Source organism: Streptomyces sp. NPDC005791 (genome assembly GCF_042871485.1).
Lineage (GTDB): Bacteria > Actinomycetota > Actinomycetes > Streptomycetales > Streptomycetaceae > Streptomyces.
Window position 1 is genome coordinate 395,339 of sequence record NZ_JBIAIP010000003.1, and the last position, 16,336, is coordinate 411,674.

At 69.9% G+C, this 16,336-nt stretch carries 17 protein-coding genes; 10 read left to right on the forward strand and 7 right to left on the reverse strand.

Translation table 11 applies throughout. The annotated features are described in order from the left end of the window. Positions 1-2 precede the first annotated feature (2 nt). Positions 3-515, reverse strand: coding sequence for a hypothetical protein (locus ACFYSH_RS08845; RefSeq protein WP_388751543.1), 513 nt, complete (start codon positions 513-515; stop codon positions 3-5). A 112-nt stretch (positions 516-627) separates the two neighbouring features. Between ACFYSH_RS08845 and ACFYSH_RS08850 the strand changes: the two genes are divergently transcribed. Continuing rightward, positions 628-825, forward strand: coding sequence for a zf-HC2 domain-containing protein (locus tag ACFYSH_RS08850; protein ID WP_359473815.1), 198 nt, complete (start codon positions 628-630; stop codon positions 823-825). On the opposite strand, the gene ACFYSH_RS08855 is transcribed toward ACFYSH_RS08850, so the two are convergent. Beyond that, positions 759-1,328, reverse strand: coding sequence for a sigma-70 family RNA polymerase sigma factor (locus tag ACFYSH_RS08855; protein ID WP_359473812.1), 570 nt, complete (start codon positions 1,326-1,328; stop codon positions 759-761). The two genes, ACFYSH_RS08850 and ACFYSH_RS08855, sit on opposite strands and share 67 nt — an antisense overlap. Before the next feature lie 255 nt (positions 1,329-1,583). On the opposite strand from ACFYSH_RS08855, the gene ACFYSH_RS08860 reads away from it, so the two are divergent. Then, the gene (locus tag ACFYSH_RS08860; RefSeq protein WP_388751545.1) at positions 1,584-2,804 is read left to right on the forward strand and encodes a CapA family protein; all 1,221 of its coding nucleotides are present in this window, start codon (positions 1,584-1,586) and stop codon (positions 2,802-2,804) included. A gap of 21 nt (positions 2,805-2,825) precedes the next feature. Here the strand turns inward: ACFYSH_RS08860 and ACFYSH_RS08865 are convergent, their stop codons facing one another. After that, positions 2,826-3,287, reverse strand: coding sequence for a universal stress protein (locus tag ACFYSH_RS08865; RefSeq protein WP_359473806.1), 462 nt, complete (start codon positions 3,285-3,287; stop codon positions 2,826-2,828). A 164-nt stretch (positions 3,288-3,451) separates the two neighbouring features. Between ACFYSH_RS08865 and ACFYSH_RS08870 the strand changes: the two genes are divergently transcribed. Then, positions 3,452-4,297, forward strand: a complete 846-nt coding sequence (locus ACFYSH_RS08870) for a polysaccharide deacetylase family protein (RefSeq protein ID WP_359473803.1) — start codon at positions 3,452-3,454, stop codon at positions 4,295-4,297. Between the two features lie 24 nt (positions 4,298-4,321). On the opposite strand, the gene ACFYSH_RS08875 is transcribed toward ACFYSH_RS08870, so the two are convergent. Further along, positions 4,322-4,984 (reverse strand): class F sortase, encoded by a 663-nt coding sequence (locus tag ACFYSH_RS08875; protein ID WP_359473800.1) that lies wholly within the window; start codon positions 4,982-4,984, stop codon positions 4,322-4,324. A 323-nt stretch (positions 4,985-5,307) separates the two neighbouring features. Between ACFYSH_RS08875 and ACFYSH_RS08880 the strand changes: the two genes are divergently transcribed. After that, the gene (locus tag ACFYSH_RS08880) at positions 5,308-6,150 is read left to right on the forward strand and encodes a hypothetical protein (RefSeq protein ID WP_388751548.1); all 843 of its coding nucleotides are present in this window, start codon (positions 5,308-5,310) and stop codon (positions 6,148-6,150) included. 99 nt (positions 6,151-6,249) lie between these two features. On the opposite strand, the gene ACFYSH_RS08885 is transcribed toward ACFYSH_RS08880, so the two are convergent. Both ACFYSH_RS08885 and ACFYSH_RS08890 read right to left on the reverse strand, forming a co-directional pair. After that, positions 6,250-6,798, reverse strand: a complete 549-nt coding sequence (locus ACFYSH_RS08885) for a hypothetical protein (RefSeq protein ID WP_359473796.1) — start codon at positions 6,796-6,798, stop codon at positions 6,250-6,252. A 351-nt stretch (positions 6,799-7,149) separates the two neighbouring features. Then, positions 7,150-7,917 (reverse strand): hypothetical protein, encoded by a 768-nt coding sequence (locus ACFYSH_RS08890; protein ID WP_359473793.1) that lies wholly within the window; start codon positions 7,915-7,917, stop codon positions 7,150-7,152. 192 nt (positions 7,918-8,109) lie between these two features. Here ACFYSH_RS08890 and ACFYSH_RS08895 point away from each other — a divergent pair, with 192 nt between their 5' ends. From ACFYSH_RS08895 to ACFYSH_RS08905, 3 genes are all read left to right on the forward strand, one after another. Continuing rightward, entirely contained in the window at positions 8,110-8,331 is a 222-nt protein-coding gene (locus ACFYSH_RS08895; RefSeq protein WP_388751551.1) for a hypothetical protein, read from the forward strand. 569 nt (positions 8,332-8,900) lie between these two features. Next, positions 8,901-9,719 (forward strand): SAM-dependent methyltransferase, encoded by an 819-nt coding sequence (locus ACFYSH_RS08900; RefSeq protein WP_388751553.1) that lies wholly within the window; start codon positions 8,901-8,903, stop codon positions 9,717-9,719. Next, complete coding sequence (locus ACFYSH_RS08905) at positions 9,716-11,890, forward strand: EAL domain-containing protein (protein WP_359473781.1); 2,175 nt, start codon at positions 9,716-9,718, stop codon at positions 11,888-11,890. The genes ACFYSH_RS08900 and ACFYSH_RS08905 overlap by 4 nt, the downstream gene beginning before the upstream one ends. Positions 11,891-11,901: 11 nt before the next feature. Here the strand turns inward: ACFYSH_RS08905 and ACFYSH_RS08910 are convergent, their stop codons facing one another. After that, positions 11,902-12,834: a LysR substrate-binding domain-containing protein gene (locus ACFYSH_RS08910; RefSeq protein ID WP_359473961.1), complete on the reverse strand. Its 933-nt coding sequence runs from the start codon at positions 12,832-12,834 to the stop codon at positions 11,902-11,904. 96 nt (positions 12,835-12,930) lie between these two features. On the opposite strand from ACFYSH_RS08910, the gene ACFYSH_RS08915 reads away from it, so the two are divergent. The 3 genes from ACFYSH_RS08915 to ACFYSH_RS08925 are packed head-to-tail and all read left to right on the forward strand — an operon-like array spanning position 12,931 to position 16,332. Next, positions 12,931-13,638 (forward strand): succinate dehydrogenase, encoded by a 708-nt coding sequence (locus ACFYSH_RS08915; protein WP_359473778.1) that lies wholly within the window; start codon positions 12,931-12,933, stop codon positions 13,636-13,638. A gap of 1 nt (position 13,639) precedes the next feature. Beyond that, positions 13,640-15,589, forward strand: a complete 1,950-nt coding sequence (locus ACFYSH_RS08920) for a fumarate reductase/succinate dehydrogenase flavoprotein subunit (protein ID WP_388751555.1) — start codon at positions 13,640-13,642, stop codon at positions 15,587-15,589. After that, positions 15,586-16,332: a succinate dehydrogenase/fumarate reductase iron-sulfur subunit gene (locus ACFYSH_RS08925; protein WP_359473772.1), complete on the forward strand. Its 747-nt coding sequence runs from the start codon at positions 15,586-15,588 to the stop codon at positions 16,330-16,332. Before ACFYSH_RS08920 ends, ACFYSH_RS08925 begins: the two co-directional genes overlap by 4 nt. Positions 16,333-16,336: the final 4 nt, after the last annotated feature.

A 16,336-nucleotide genomic window follows, 5' to 3' on the forward strand; every position in this document is an offset into this window, starting at 1 on the left:
GCTCAGTACAGGTGGACCGCCAGGTGACCCAGCGGCAGCCCCAGCTGCCAGGCCGGCGTCCATACCCGCGTCTCGTCGTCCTCGCCCTCCTCGCCGCCGGCGTTCACCGCGTCCCACGGCGGCGGTCCGATCGCGTCGAGGTCGGCGGCCAGCAGCTCGGTCTCCTCCAGCCACCGCCAGGCGGCCCGCGCCAGGGCGAGGTCGGGGTCCGGCAGTCCGGCCGGTTGTTCCAGCGCCTCCAGCCGTGCGCAGACCCAGCGCCTCCAGCCGGGACCGTACGCCGTGAGCAGCCGCAGCTCGTCCACGCGTGCCACGCAGAGTTGGTCGGTGACCGTCCCGTCGGAGAGGAAGACCGTGAGGGCGAGCGCGTCGCGTCCCGCCCGGTACTCCAGGGTCGTCGGCTCCATCAGGTCGCCGGTCGCCAGCACTTCGTCAGCGATGTACTCGCAGTACATCCACACCATCGGGACCAGCAGCCCGCCCCCGCCGGTTCCCTCGTCATCTTCGGGACGCATCCCGTCTCGCCTCTTTCGTTCGATTCGGCACCGGGCCTCACGCAGCATTGAACCGGGGGCACGTGCCCCGCGTGGGCAGAAGGGCAGGATCCGTCAGGAGATTCGAGGTGCGATGACCGCCGACCGCGGCGACGACCCGCATGTACGCCAGCTCCTGGGCGCCTACGTACTCGACGCCCTGGAAGCGGAGGAGAGCGGCTCGGTCGCCCGTCACCTCCAGTGGTGCGGGGCGTGCGTCGCGGCCTACGTGGAGATCGCGGACGCGGTCTCCCTGCTCGCGCTGCTCGACGCGGACGACCTGCTGGAGTAGCCGGGCAGGCTGCGGCTGAGCAGCCGCAGTGCGTAGTACGAGCGGGACTTGACCGTGCCCGCGGGTATGCCCAGGGCCTGCGCGGTCTCGCTCACGCTGCGCCCCCGGAAGTAGATCTCCACGAGCACCGCGCGGTGCTCGGGGCTGAGGGTCCGCACGGCCTCGCGCACATCGAGCGCGTGGACGGCGGACTCCGCGGTGTCGTCCTGGGTGGGGGCGCTCTCCAGAACCGCGTCGCTGACCTCCGTCGGCCGGGCCTGACGGGACCTGCGGGCGTCGATGGCCAACCGGCGGCCGACGGTGAAGAGCCAGGGCCGCATCGAGTCGTAGTCGGCGTCGAACGCCTCCGGGTGCAGCCAGGCGCGCACCAGCGTCTCCTGCAGCAGGTCCTCCGCCCGTTGCCGGTCACCGAACGTCAGTCCCAGCAGGAAGTGGAACAGCGCGGGCCCGTGCTCCCGCTGCAACTCCGCGAGGGCCCGCTCATCGGTTGTCGCAGTGGTCATCGTGAACGTCCTTTCCCGAAGAGGCCCGACGCCTCGCTCCCGTCCGGCGTATACGAACGCATCGATGAGCGGGGGAACAGGCGACGCACCGAGTGGTGCGCCGAGCGGTCGCACGGAGCGGCGAGTGGTGCGGTGAACGGTCAACGAGCGGCGATACGGCCGATTCAGGTACTAAGGCGCTTTTGTCCTTGACTCACCGGTATGAATATATGTGTATTCGGATGGCCGAAATCGCCAGAAAGAGGAGTCGTGCAGATGACGAAGCGCATCCGACAGGGCGCGGCGATCGCCGTCGCCGGACTGCTCGCCACCGCAACCGCCTGTACCGGCCAGCAGTCTTCGCCCCCTGGGTTCGCAGGGCGGCACCACTCCGCCGAGCGGGCGGCGAACGGGGCGGGCGCCGGGGGAGCCGAGAACGCGCGCACTTTCACGCTGCTGGCCTCGGGTGACATCCTTCCGCACTCCTCGATCATCGACCGGGCCGCCGTGGACGCCGGCGGCGGTGGCTACGATTTCCGCCCGATGCTCCAGGGCGCCGCCCCCGCGGTCCGGGGTGCGGATCTGGCCATCTGCCACATGGAGACGGTGTACGGCCAGGACGGCGGCCCCTACACCGGCTATCCCTCCTTCAAGTCGCCGCCCGAGGTGGCGACCGCCCTCCGCGCCACCGGCTACGACTCCTGCTCCACCGCCTCCAACCACACCCTGGACGACGGTGCCCAGGGAATCGGACGCACACTTGACGCGCTGGACCGCGTGGGCATCGCGCACGCGGGATCCGCGCGTTCCGCGAAGGAGGCGTCGCAGCCCACGCTGCTCAGGGCGGGCAAGGGCAAGCGCGCGGCGAAGGTGGCCCACCTCGCGTACACCTACGGAATCAACGACAACGCCCTGCCCGCCGGACAGCCCTGGGCGGTCGACCTGATCGACAAGGAGCGGATCGTCGCGGATTCCAGGGCGGCCCGCAAGGCGGGCGCCGACGTGGTCGTCGTCTCGCTGCACTGGGGCACCGAGTGGCAGGACGCCCCCGACGACGTCCAGCTCGCACTCGGACGTGAACTCACGGCCTCAGGGACCGGCGGCCGTCCCGACATCGACCTGATCCTCGGCACCCACGCCCATGTCCCGCAGGCCTACGAGAAGGTCAACGGAACCTGGATCGTGTACGGCATGGGCAACCAGGTCGCCGGGGCCATGGTGAATCACGAGGGAGCCCAGGACCCGCGCGGCAACGAGAGCTCGATGGGCCGCTTCACGTTCGAGCCGCCGGCGAAACCGGGGCAGCGATGGGCCGTCAGGAAGGCTGAATTCCTGCCTCAGTGGTTCGACCCCGAGGCGGGGCGCGTCGTCGGCCTGGCTTCCAAGGCGCCCGTCCCGGCCGGAGGTTCCGACAGGATGCGAGAGATCCGCGACCGCATCCAGGGGGTCGTCCTCAGCCGTGGTGCGGCCGAGGACGGACTCGTCGCAGGGAACTGACGCCCGGGGCCTACCGGAGCGTCACGGTACGACGGTGACCGGCCAGCGCCCGGCCTTCACCAGGCGGATCGCCACCGAGCCGACGAAACGGTGCCCGGCGGACTCCGACGCACCCACGACCACGGCGTCCGCCTTCAAGTCGTCGGCCGCCGTCACCAGTCCGTTGTACGGGTCTCCGTGGAAGGTATGGAACTCCCAACGGACGTTCCATATGTCCTTGAGGCGTTCGGTCGAGGCCCTGATCTCGTTCACCAGCCCCTCGGCGACCTCCCCGGTCGTTTCGGCGACCGGGGCTCCCAGGGCGGCGCCGGCCGACATCACCGGCTGGACGTACACGAGCGCGAGCATCGCGTTCTGGCGCCGGGCTAGGCCCGCCGCATATGCCGCCGCCCGCATCGAGGACTCGGATCCGTCGAGGCCGGCCACGATCACCTTGGGGCCGTCCGTGCCGCGCTCGAACCGCTGGTGTTGCTGGTCAGTCACGGCCCTGAGGGTATCCGCTCCCCGCTGTCGTCCTCCGGGCGCCTCCGCGGAACCCTGAATCCCTCTGCCGGGTGCCGCCGGATCGCTCCGTCCAACGGGTGCATATCATCGTACATCCGGTGTCGACGCCAGGCATGGACGTGACTCCGTGCGAGCAGTTGGTCATGAAACATGATCAGATTCCAGCGGCGCGCCGCACCGTGCTGCGCCTCGCACTCGCGCTGGGGGCTGCCACCGCCGTGCACGTGGTCGCCGCGGATCCGGCCGAAACGCCCGCACGCCCCGGCGGCGAGCCGCCGGCTCCGGCCGCCGGACCTCCGACGAGAGCCCGGACGGCTCCCGGGGGCTACCGGCTCCGGCCCATGACCTCGCGCACACCTCCCCGCTTCCGGCCCGCCGCGCCGCCCGTCCGCACCCGGCCGTTCGAGGAGCTGCCCGAACTCGGAAGCGACGCCATGGTGCTCAGCTTCGACGACGGCCCCGACCCGCGGTACACCCCGGACATCCTCGCCACGCTGCGCGGATACGGGATCCGGGCGATGTTCTTCGTCTGCGGTGAGATGGCGGCGGGCAACCGCGACCTGCTCCGCGAGATGGCCGACGACGGGCACGTGGTCGGCAACCACTCCTGGTCGCACCCGTTGATCCCGGAGCTCTCCCGGGGCGAGATCCGCGACGAGCTGGGCAGCACCAGCGAGGTGATCGAGAAGACGCTCGGCTCCCCGCCGCTCTGGTACCGCGCCCCCTACGGTGCCTGGAACCGCAATTCCTTCGAGATCGGCGCCGCGATGGGCATGGAACCGATGGCCTGGACCGTCGACACGCTGGACTGGACGACGCCGGGCACCGGCACCATCGTCCGCCGGGTCGAAAAGGGCGCGGCGCCCGGCGTCGTGGTGCTGTCGCACGACGCCGGTGGCGACCGGTCCCAGAGCGTGGCCGCACTCCGGCGATACCTGCCCGCTCTGATCGACAAGGGCTACCGTCCGACCGTGCCGTACCGCAGTTGACGGCTGGTCGAGGCGCGTACCCGGCTATCGCGTCTCGACCAGCCGCGCGAAGACCACCACGTTCGCGTCGTAACCGTCGGCCTTCGAGTAGGCACCGCCACAGGTGATGACCCGCAGTTCGGCGTGTCCCGTGTCGCCGTACACCCGGGCCCCGGGGAAGTCGTGCTTGGAGAAGACCTCGACGCCGTAGATTTCGAACACCGCGGTCCGGTTGTCGTAGCGCGAGACCTCGACCTGTTGGCCCTTGCTGAGGGAGCCCAGTCCGTAGAAGACCGCTGGACCGGCGAGGTTGTCGACGTGACCGACCATCACGGCGGTCCCGCGCTGGCCCGGGGCGACGCCGTTCTGGTACCAGCCGGCGAGGTTCGGGTCCTGGGCCGGCGGTGCCTCGATCCAGCCGGCCGGGTCGAGGTTCACATCGACGACGGGCGCGTCGACCTGGATCGAAGGAATCTGGATGCGTGCGGCGGGGGCGTACGCGAGAGGCGGTACCGCCTCGCTGTCGACCGGGGTGGACACCGCTGTGCCCCCGGCGTCGGCCACCGATGCCGCAGCGGCGGGCTGGGGCGGCCCGGGGGAGGTCTCCACGCCGTTGCGCATCAGAGCGAGCCCGGTGAGCATCACCAGGGCGATCGCGCCCCATGGCGTGCGTCTGTTCCGCTCGGCGACCCACTGGTCCCGGCCCATGGTTCTCCCTTCGTGCCGACACCGTCACGTTAGGCGGGGGTCCGTGCGGCGGCGATCGGAGAAGGGCGAACGGGTGGCGGCCGGCAGGGGCCGACGGCGGAGAGTTCTCTTCGGAGTAATCAGCCGATAAAAGTTCTGATGGTTCGTGACCTGCTGTTCCGTCAGGCCGGGTCAGCGGTCCCCGGCGTGTCGGGCCACCGGGGTGGAGCAGTGCCGAAGTGCGACACAGGCGGTAAGTGGTGAGGGTTCGTCATGGGATGCGTACTCGTCGACCGAACCCGGAGAACAAGACTCCGGGGCGCTTCCCACTGGAGGTTCAGAAGATGCGTGCTTCACGCGCTCTCGCGGTGTCCGCGGCCGCATTCGCGGCGGTCGGGCTGTCTGCCCCGCTGGCCGCCGCCGGCGGCGGCCCAGGCAGCAACCCGAGCAACTTCCCCACCAACGTCACCGTCAACCCGTCCTCGGTCCACCAGGGCGCCACCATGCAGGTCAGCGCAGAGGGCTGCGGCCGCTCCGGCGGCAAGGTGTGGTCGAACGCGTTCCCGACGGTCAACCTCTCGCCGGGACGGGTCGGCTACGCCACGGCCCGCATCCGGGACAACGCGACGCCCGGGCAGTACAGCCTGTCCGTGAAGTGCAACGACAGCGACAACAACTTCGGCGGCAGAGGAGGCGACGGAGGGCAAGGCGGCGGCAACGGCGGCCAGGGAGGCAACGAAGGCGAGCGCGGCCAGGGCGACAACGGCGGCCGAGGTGGCCAGGGAGGCAACGGGGGTCAGGGCGGCGGCAACGGCGGCCAGGGGGGCAACGAAGGCGAGCGCGGCCAGGGTGACAACGGCGGCCGAGGCGGCAACGGAGGCCAGGGAGGCGGCAACGGAGGCCAGGGAGGCGGCAACGGAGGCCAGGGAGGCGGCAACGGAGGCCAGGGAGGCAACGGGGGACAAGGAGGCAACGGGGGACAAGGAGGCAACGGCGGCAACGGTGGCGACCAGGTCGCGACGGCTCGCTTCACCGTGCTGCCCTCGCGGGGTGCGCAGGGTGGCCTCGGCGGCTCCATGGGTCCGAGCTCGGTCGAGATGCAGGTCGGTGGCGGTCTCGTCGCGGCTGCAGCCGTCGGCGGTGCCGTCTTCGTCGTCCGGCGCCGGATGAGCGATGCGGCGATCTGACGCGTCGAACCTTCCGCCCGGTCCTATACGCCCGTCGCCCCGAGTCCTGGATCAGGACCCGGGGCGACCGTCGTGTGTCGGGCAGTCTTCGCCCGACCGTCAGTGCTGACGGCTGGTGCGGCGCTTGCGCAGGACGTAGAAGGCGCCGGCCGAAGCGACCGCCACCAGTGCGGAACCGGCGGCGATCTCCGCCGGGTCCATCGTGTCGACGCTGCCGCCCAGGCCGCCCAGCACTCCGCTGGGAGAGGCGGTGGAGCTGGTCGTGGGGGCCGTGGTGGGTGCGGTGGTGGGAGAGCTCGTGGCGCCACTCGTGATGGTCAGGTCGGCCGAGCGTGTGGTGGTGCCGCAGCGGAAGGTCACCTCGTAGACCGCACCCCGCTTGGCGTCCCGGTCGACCGTGGCCGTGGCCGACCTCCCGGCCGGGATGGTGGTCGTGTCGAACACGCCCGAGAACGCCGTCGCAGTGGTGGTGCAGCCCATGGCGCCGAGCGTGACCCGGCCTCCCGGCGCGACCGTCGACGGAGTGATGGTCGGCGTGAACGAGGTGGACGTGCCGCCGTTGAGTACATCGGCCGATGCGGCCGGTGCCGTCAGCAGGCAGGCGGCGGCGCCCAGCAGGGCGAGGGGTGCGACACGTATCGCGCGCATGGTGAATCCTCCGGGTCCCGAGGAGCAGCCGCGGAACGGATTTCCGCGAGGTATGCGAAATGCGCCTCGATGCCCGAAACGGTAGAAGTAGCACATACCGCCCGCGATCGGTGTCAGGCGAATGGGGCAGCGTTGTCCCCCGCCCGGCGGACCGGTCGGCGGACAGCGCGGGGGACGGGGCTGGGGCCTCTCGTTCGGATCATGCAGGGCTCGCGGGGTCCGGCACCGCGCCGCGCGGCGTTGTCGTCGATCGACAACGCTCAGCGTTGCCTCGATCCTCCGCCTCGTCATGCACGGCACCGGACTTCGTTCCCTGATCCAGCCTGACCCGAACGAAAGACCCGGGCGCTCTTATGTGCCCGTGACGTGGGGGAACAGGTCGACGAAGGGGGCTGTGGTCGCCGAGATGCCCCGGCCGAAGGGGGCGTCGAAGTCCCAGATCAGGAAGAGCAGGAACGCGATCAGGACGCTGAAGAGGCCCGCCAGCAGCAATTCACGGAACGTTCTCCGGATCTGGAGCGTGAAGATCAGTCCGACCGTGACCACGGCCCCGGTGATCAGGCCGAACCAGACGACTCCCGGCATGGTCGCGCCGGCGTTCTGCCCCCGGGCCCCCCGCGCGTCGTCCACAGCGGCCACCTGGTCCACCAGGGGCTGGTACGCCTGCCCTTCGTGGTCCGTCCGTGGCTCGTACTCCGTCACATCGGCCCGCACCCGGTCGAGGAGTTCGGTGCCCTCCTCCGTGAGACTGCCGTGGTCCGTCATCGACCTCCATTCGGCGCCGATGACTTGGGCCACGTACGCGTCGACGTCGGCGCGGATGCGTTCGCGGACCTCCACCGGGTAGACGGCTGATCGAGCGCTCACTTCGTGCAGTGCCTGCGCCTCGAGGCGAACCGACTCCTGGGCGGCACTACGGCCCTCCCAGACGCCTGCGATGGCGAGGCCGAGCACGATCGCGTACACCACGCCGATCATCATCGTCATGTACTCGATGACGTCGGGGGTCTCGGACGGGTCGTCGTCGTCCGCCAGGCGGCGGTTGCTGAGGACGGCGATGGTCAGGACGACCGTGCATGCCGACGCCATTGCAATGGTCAGAACAAGCCATTCCGACATGGCTTCCCTTCTTCGGTCAGCGGGACGAGCGGGGCCGCAGCACCGCTACGGCGAAAACGGCGGGCGCGGTGATCAGAAGGGTGAGTGAGACCAGTGACGGCCCGGCCCGTGGTGTCTTGCGCGGCGGTTTCTTGTAGGAGGGAAGTGCGACGGGTGACGGGGCCGCCGGTGTGGGGCGCACGGTGGGCCGCGATGGCGAGGGCTCCGGATCCGGTTCTGCGGGTGCGGGTGCAGGCAGAGTTGACGGAGTTGACGGAGTTGACGGAGTTGACGGAGGCGGCGGAGGTGGCGGAGGCGGCGGAGGTGGCGGAGGTGGCGGAGGTGGCGGTGGGGGCGGCGGAGGCGGTGGGGGAGAGGGGGGAGGCGGTGGGGGCGGCGGTGGCGCAGGTTCCGGTTCGGGTTCCGGCTCGGTGATGACCGCACCGCATCGCCCCTCGCCCGCCACGGCGACGGACGAGCCGCCGTCCCCCTGCCCGATGGAGGCGACCGCGCAGTCGTCACCGGCCGCCGGCAGCGGGGCGGCGAGCAGCAGAAGCAGGGTGGCGGCCGACATCCGCCATATGCGTGATCCGTACACGCCGGGGAGCATGGTCCTCCGAGCCGAAGGACACACCGAGATGCGGGATTCATTCGCCTGATGGAGGGACATCGGGCCATTCGCGTTTGCGCTCGTCGAAACATCTGCACGCTTCCGCTTGACCCCGGGGGCGCCGGTCGGCCCGACCTCCGGGCAACGCACAGTGCGAGAGGCCGACACACCCCCGACAGCCCCAAATCGCGCCCAGAAAACGCTTCTTGGTTTCTTTCCGTCGCCAATTGCGCACACGCAGCGACGGGTCGGCCGCACATGCCTCCGGTGTGTGACCAATAACGGATCTCTAATTTCCGTTTCCACTCGCTCTCCTGGCGGTCGATCAGTAGCCTCTGGTCAACACTGACCATGAACATGGCCGGATCGCCGTGGCGACTTGTTGGAGACATCGATGGAGCGTCCCGCCTGGGCACCGCAAGGCATTGACATCTCGGTGCCGAGCGTGTCTCGCATGTACGACTTCTACCTGGGCGGTTCGCACAATTTCGAGGTGGACAGGGAAGCAGCCCGCAAGGCCATGGAGTTCATGCCGGGCCTGCCCAAGGTCATGCAGGCGAATCGCGCCTTTATGCGACGGGCCGTGCAGTACGCCACGGCGTCGGGCGTCAATCAGTTCCTGGACATAGGCTCCGGCATACCGACCTTCGGCAATGTGCACGAAGTCGCCCAGGCAGCCGATCCCGAGGCCCGGGTCGCCTACGTCGACCACGACTCGGTCGCGGTCGCACACAGCCAGGCGGTGCTCGAGGGCAACGAGCGGGCCGTCATCGCCGCGGCGGACCTGCGCAAGCCCCAGGAGATCCTGGAGCACCCCGAGATCAACGGGTTCCTCGACCTGGACAAGCCGGTGGCGCTCCTCCTTGTGGCGGTGCTCCACTTCGTCGAGGACGCCGACGACCCGTACGCCGCGGTCGCCGAACTGCGCGACGCGCTGGCTCCCGGCAGCCTGCTGGTCCTGACCCACGCGTCGTACGAGGGGATCCCGCTCACCCAGGAGGAGGCGGGCGGTGCGGTCGGCGTCTACCGGACCATCCGCAACCCGCTGATCATGCGTTCGAGCGCGGAGATCAGTCGCTTCTTCGAGGGGTACGAGATGGTCGAGCCCGGGCTCGTCGCGATGCCCGAGTGGCGTCCCGAGTCCCCCGAGGCGCTCGCCCAGGAAGATCCGTTCGCCTTCTCGGGCATCGCCGGGGTCGGGCGCAAGGCGTGAGCATTCCCGCCCAGCCGTCCGGCAGGCCGGACGCCGAACCCGACGGCCCTGAGGGCCGGCTCCGAAGATTCGCGACCATCTGGAGCCGGGCCATCTTCCCCTCCACGGCCACCTCATTGACCCGGCCGGAGTTCGAGAAGCATCTGCTGCCGCTCGCCCGGGACCTCGACACCATCCTGCACACCCGGGTCTTCGACGCGACACCCGCGCAGGGCGTCGGAGCCGCGCTGGTCGCGGCGCACTGCACCGATCCCGACGCCCTGAGCTCCACGCTCGGTGTCATCGACTCCTACCTGGTTCTCTACTGCGGCGGCAACGGGCCGGTGGAGCTGTCGACCGAGGACAGCCGGGCCCGCTGCGCACGGATCCAGCACGCGCTCGCCGGCGGGTTCACCCAGGCGCTGCGCGAGCGGACACTCACCGAGCAGGAGGCGATCGCCCGCTCGGCGCTCACCGCCCGCTCGGACGCGGAGCAGGCGCTGCACGCCACCGAGACGCGTTTCCGCGCCGTGTTCAAGGACGCCGCCATCGGGATCGGCATCGCCGATCTCGACGGCAACATCCTGGAGATCAACGACACCCTCACCCGGATGTTCGGCGGCCTCGAGCATCACGTCCGCAGCCGCAAGGTGAACGAGTGGGTGCACCCCGAGGACTCGCCGTACGTCTGGAAGTACTACGAGGAGCTGGTGCGCGGCGAGCGTGAGCACTTCAGCGTCGAGAAGCCGTACTACCGCAACGACGGCACCGTCCTGTGGACCAATCTCACCGTGTCGCTGCTGCGCGACCCGGAGGGCCGGCCGGAGTATCAACTCGCCCTCATGGAGGACACCACCGAGCGGCGGCTGCTCAATCTGCGGCTGCGCTACGAGGCGACCCATGACGCGCTCACGGGCCTGCCCAACCGGACGCTGTTCTTCGAGCGCCTGGAGAAGGCACTCGCCCCCACGGAAGGCATGCGCTTCGGGCTCTGCTACCTCGACCTGGACGGCTTCAAGGCGATCAACGACAGCCTGGGCCACGCGGCGGGGGACCGGCTCCTTGTCGAGGTCGCCGACCGGCTGCAGAGCTGTGCGACCGCCCCGGGTGAGATGGTCGCGCGGCTCGGCGGTGACGAGTTCGTGGCCCTCACGACCGGGCCGCGTACCCAGGACGAGGTCCACGAGCTGGCCGGGCGCATCCTCCTGGCCCTCGCCACGCCCATTCGTCTCGACGGCCGGGAACTGACGGTACGCGGATCCGTCGGCGTCGTCGAAGGCCCGTCGGGCGAGCGCACGGCAGCCGAGGTGCTGCGCAGCGCCGACATCACGATGTACCGGGCCAAGGCGGCGGGTGGGAACCGCTTCGCGCTCGCCGACGCCGAGGCTGACGCCCGCGCCATCACCCGGCACGGACTGACCACGGCGCTCCCCACGGCGCTGGACCGTGGCGAGTTCTTCATCGAGTACCAGCCGCTGGTGCACCTCGGTGACGGCAGCGTCCACGGCGCGGAGGCGTTGGTGCGCTGGTGTCATCCGCAGCACGGGGTCCTCGGACCGGACCGGTTCATACCGCTCGCCGAGCACACCGGGCTGATCGTGCCGCTCGGCCGCTGGGTCCTGGAGGAGTCCGTCCGGCAGGCGAACTTCTGGCAGGAACGTCACACCGACGGTGGTCCCCTGCGGATCAACGTCAACCTCTCGCCGACCCAGCTGCACCACCCGGGGCTGGTCGCCGAGACCGTCGACGTGCTGGAACGCTCCGGTCTGGAGCCTGGCGCCCTCTGCCTGGAGGTCACCGAGTCCGCGCTGATCGGCGCGGACGACGATCTGCTCAAGCCGCTGCGGCAGTTGGCGGAGATGGGCGTCGACATCGCGTTGGACGACTTCGGCACCGGTTACTCGAATCTGGCGAACCTGCGCCGGCTGCCGGTGAGCGTGCTCAAACTGGATCGTTCCTTCACCCAGGGAATGCAGCACCACCCGGCCGATCCGGTCGACATGAAGATCGTCGAGGGCATCGTCTCGCTCGCCCACAGCCTGGACCTCGCGGTCACCGTGGAAGGTGTGGAGACCGGTGCCCAGGCGGAGCAGCTGCGCCGGATCGGCTGTGACACCGCTCAGGGCTGGTACTACGCGCGGCCGGGCGCACCGGACCGGATCCACTCGCTGCTGCTGGCGGACGCGGTCTGAGAGCGCCGCCCTCAGGCGCGGGCCGGGTCCGGCCCCTCGGCCGCCGAGGGCAGGGCGGCCGGTCCCGCGCCCAGCAGCATCCGCTGCAGCTCGCGCGCCGCACGCGGCGGTTCGACGTCGCTGCGGTGCGCCAGCGCGATCGTGCGCCGCAGACCCGGTGAGGCCAGCGGCGTCGTCCGCAGGTCCTGGCCGGCCCGCACGGCGACCATGCGGGGCACGACGGCGATCCCCAGGCCCGCCCGCACGAAGCCGAGCACGGCGTCCATCTCGCCTCCCTCCACCGTGAACGACGGCTCGAAGCCCTCCGCGCGGCAGGCGGCGACGGTCAGTTCCCGCAGGTCGTAACCGTGCCGGAACATCACCAGCGGTTCGTTCTCCAGATCGGCCACGTGCACGGAGCCCTTCCGTCCGGGTGTCGGCCGGGTGGCCGACGACACGACCACCAGGTCCTCGTGCAGCAGCTCCACCGTGGTCAGCGCGGGCGAGGCGGCGGGCAGGGGCAGCACGAGCAGTGCGAGATCCAGAGCGCCGCGGGCCAGCTGCCGCACGAGGTCGTGGGAGCCCCCCTCCTCGATCAGGAGCTGGATCCCGGGGTGCGCGCCGTGGAAGGCGCGCAGCACATCGGGCAGCAGGCCGGTGCAGACACTGGGAGTGGCGCCGAGCCTGATCCGCCCCCGGCGCAGCTGGACCAACTCCTGGACCTCGTGCCGTGCGGTGTCCGCGTCCGCCAGGATCCTGCGGGCGAGCGGCAGCAGTGCCTCGCCCGCGTCCGTCAGCGCGATGTTGCCGCGCGCCCGGCTGAACAGCTCGGCACCCAGCTCGTTCTCCAGGGCCTTGATCTGCTGGGAGAGCGAGGGCTGCGACACGTGCACCACTTCGGCGGCCCGGGTGAAGTGCCTGGCTTCGGCCACGGCCACGAAATAGGCGAGCTGCTGGAAGTGCATGGAGCCGACGATAACGGACTTCATAACGCTTGCCTATGGAGATGAGTCATTTCATGTCTTGGACTGATGATGCCCTTCGCCTTTAGCGTCGTGTCCATGGCATTGGCAACGCGGGCGGACCGACGGCCGTCCATGACGCGTACGCTCTGGGACTCGTCCGTCGGCAAGAAGACGATCATGGCTGTGAGCGGCCTGATCATGCTCGGTTATCTGGTGGTCCACATGCTGGGCAACCTGAAGATCTTCTTCGGATCCGACGAGTTCAACCACTACGCGCACTGGCTCCGGACCCTCGGCGAGCCCTTCCTGCACCACGAGTGGGCGCTCTGGATCGTCCGTGTGGTTCTCGTCGCGGCCGTCGTCCTGCACGCCGTCTCCGCGTACCAGCTGAGCCGCCGTGACCTCAGGGCGCGCCCCACGGCGTACGTCCACAAGAAGGCGCGCTCGAGCTACGCGACGCGCACCATGCGCTACGGCGGCATCATCCTCGCGCTGTTCATCGTGTGGCACATCCTGGACCTCACGACCGGCACCGTGCACGCGGGAGGGTTCCAGTCCGGGCGCCCTTACCAGAACGTGCTCGACACCTTCTCGACCTGGTACGGCAACGTCGTCTACATCGTCGCCGTGCTCGCCCTCGGACTGCACGTCCGGCACGGATTCTGGAGCGCGGCCCAGACCCTCGGCGTGGGCAGCGCGACCAGGGACCGCGTCCTGAAGGCCCTCGCCGACGTCCTCGCCGTGGTGCTGACGGCCGGCTTCGTGTCCGTGCCCGTCGCCGTGATGACCGGAGTGGTGAGCTGACATGAACGACTACACGAACTACCGCACCGGCGAGCCCGTCGTCGACGCCAAGGCGCCCGAGGGCCCCGTCGCCGAACGCTGGGACACCCGGCGCTTCCAGGCGAAGCTCGTCAACCCGGCCAACCGCCGCAAGCACACCGTCATCGTCGTCGGCACCGGCCTGGCCGGCGGCTCGGCCGGTGCGACGCTTGCCGAACAGGGCTACCACGTCGTCCAGTTCTGCTTCCAGGACTCGCCGAGGCGGGCCCACTCCGTCGCCGCACAGGGTGGGATCAACGCGGCCAAGAACTACCGCAACGACGGCGATTCGGTGCACCGTCTCTTCTACGACACCGTCAAGGGCGGCGACTTCCGCGCCCGTGAGTCCAACGTCCACCGCCTGGCCGAGATCTCCGTGGAGATCATCGACCAGTGCGTCGCCCAGGGCGTCCCCTTCGCCCGCGAGTACGGCGGCCTCCTCGACAACCGCTCCTTCGGCGGCGTCCAGGTCTCCCGTACCTTCTACGCCCGCGGCCAGACGGGCCAGCAGCTCCTCCTCGGCGCCTACCAGGCGCTCTCCCGCCAGATCGCGGCGGGCAACGTGGAGCTCCACCCACGCACCGAGATGCTCGACCTGATCGTCGTCGACGGCAAGGCCCGCGGCATCGTGGCCCGTGACCTCGTCACCGGGAGGATCGACACGTACTTCGCCGACGCGGTCGTCCTGGCGAGCGGTGGCTACGGCAACGTCTTCTACCTGTCGACGAACGCCATGAACTCCAACGCCACCGCGATCTGGCGCGCCCACCGCCGCGGGGCCTACTTCGCGAATCCCTGCTTCACCCAGATCCACCCCACCTGCATCCCGCGCACCGGCGACCACCAGTCGAAGCTGACGCTGATGAGCGAGTCGCTGCGCAACGACGGACGCATCTGGGTCCCGAAGGCCAAGGGCGACGACCGCCCCGCCGACCAGATCCCGGAGGACGAACGGGACTACTACCTGGAGCGCGTCTACCCGGCCTTCGGCAACCTCGTCCCCCGTGACATCGCATCCCGCGCCGCGAAGAACGTCTGCGACGAGGGCCGAGGCGTCGGACCCGGCGGCCAGGGCGTCTACCTCGACTTCGCCGAGGCCATCGCGCGCGTGGGCAGGAAGAAGGTCGAGGAGAAGTACGGCAACCTCTTCGACATGTACGCGCGGATCACCGCGGAGAACCCGTACGAGACGCCGATGCGCATCTACCCCGCCGTGCACTACACGATGGGCGGCCTCTGGGTCGACTACGACCTGCAGACCACGATCCCCGGCCTCTTCGCCATCGGGGAGGCCAACTTCTCCGACCACGGTGCCAACCGTCTCGGCGCCTCCGCGCTGATGCAGGGCCTCGCCGACGGCTACTTCGTCCTGCCGTCCACCATCAACGACTACCTGGCCCGCAACCCGCACACCCAGGAGATCGACTCCGGCCACCCGGCCGTCACGGAGGCCGTCGCCGAGACCGAGGACCGGCTCAACCTGCTCCTCGCGGTCGACGGGGACCGCACCCCGGACTCCTTCCACCGGGAGATCGGCGAACTCATGTGGGAGTTCTGCGGGATGGCCCGCACCGAGGAGGGCCTCCGCAAGGCGCTGGACCGGATTCCGCAGATACGCGAGGAGTTCTGGCGCCGCATCAAGGTGCCGGGCACCGGCGAACAGTTCAACCAGTCGCTGGAGAAGGCCAACCGCGTCGTCGACTACCTGGAGCTCGCCGAACTCATGTGCCTCGACGCACTGCACCGCGCCGAATCCTGCGGCGGTCATTTCCGTGAGGAGTCGCAGACCCCGGACGGCGAAGCAGCCCGCCGTGACCAGGAGTTCTCCTACGCCGCTGCCTGGGAGTTCAGCGCCACCGGCGACGCCCCCGTCCTGCACAAGGAAGACCTCGTCTTCGAGTACGTCCACCCCACCCAGCGGAGCTACGCATGAAGCTCACCCTGCGCGTCTGGCGCCAGCAGAACGCCGAGGCGCCCGGCGCCATGGCCACCTACGAAGTCGACGGGATCTCACAGGACATGTCGTTCCTGGAGATGCTCGACACCCTCAACGAGGACCTCATCCTCAGTGGGGACGAGCCCGTCGCCTTCGACCACGACTGCCGCGAGGGCATCTGCGGGGCCTGCAGCCTCGTCATCAACGGTGACGCCCACGGCCCGGAGCGGACCACCACCTGCCAGCTCCACATGCGGTCCTTCGACGACGGCGACACGATCGACATCGAGCCCTGGCGGGCCTCGGCCTTCCCGGTCGTCAAGGACCTCGTCGTCGACCGTTCGTCCTTCGACCGGATCATCCAGGCCGGCGGATACATCTCCGCGCCCACCGGCACGGCGCCCGACGCGCACGCCACCCCGGTGCCCAAGCCGGACGCCGACTCGGCCTTCGAGCACGCCGAGTGCATCGGCTGCGGCGCCTGCGTCGCCGCCTGCCCGAACGGCTCGGCGATGCTCTTCACCTCGGCCAAGGTCAACCACCTCAACGTGCTCCCGCAGGGGGCGCCCGAGCGCGAGACCCGCGTGCTCGACATGGTCGCCACCATGGACGACGAGGGCTTCGGCGGCTGCACCCTCACCGGGGAGTGCGCCACGGCCTGCCCCAAGGGCATCCCGTTGCCGTCCATCACCGCGATGAACAAGGAGTGGCTGCGCGCCAACCGCAAGGTGCGCCGCTGACCTC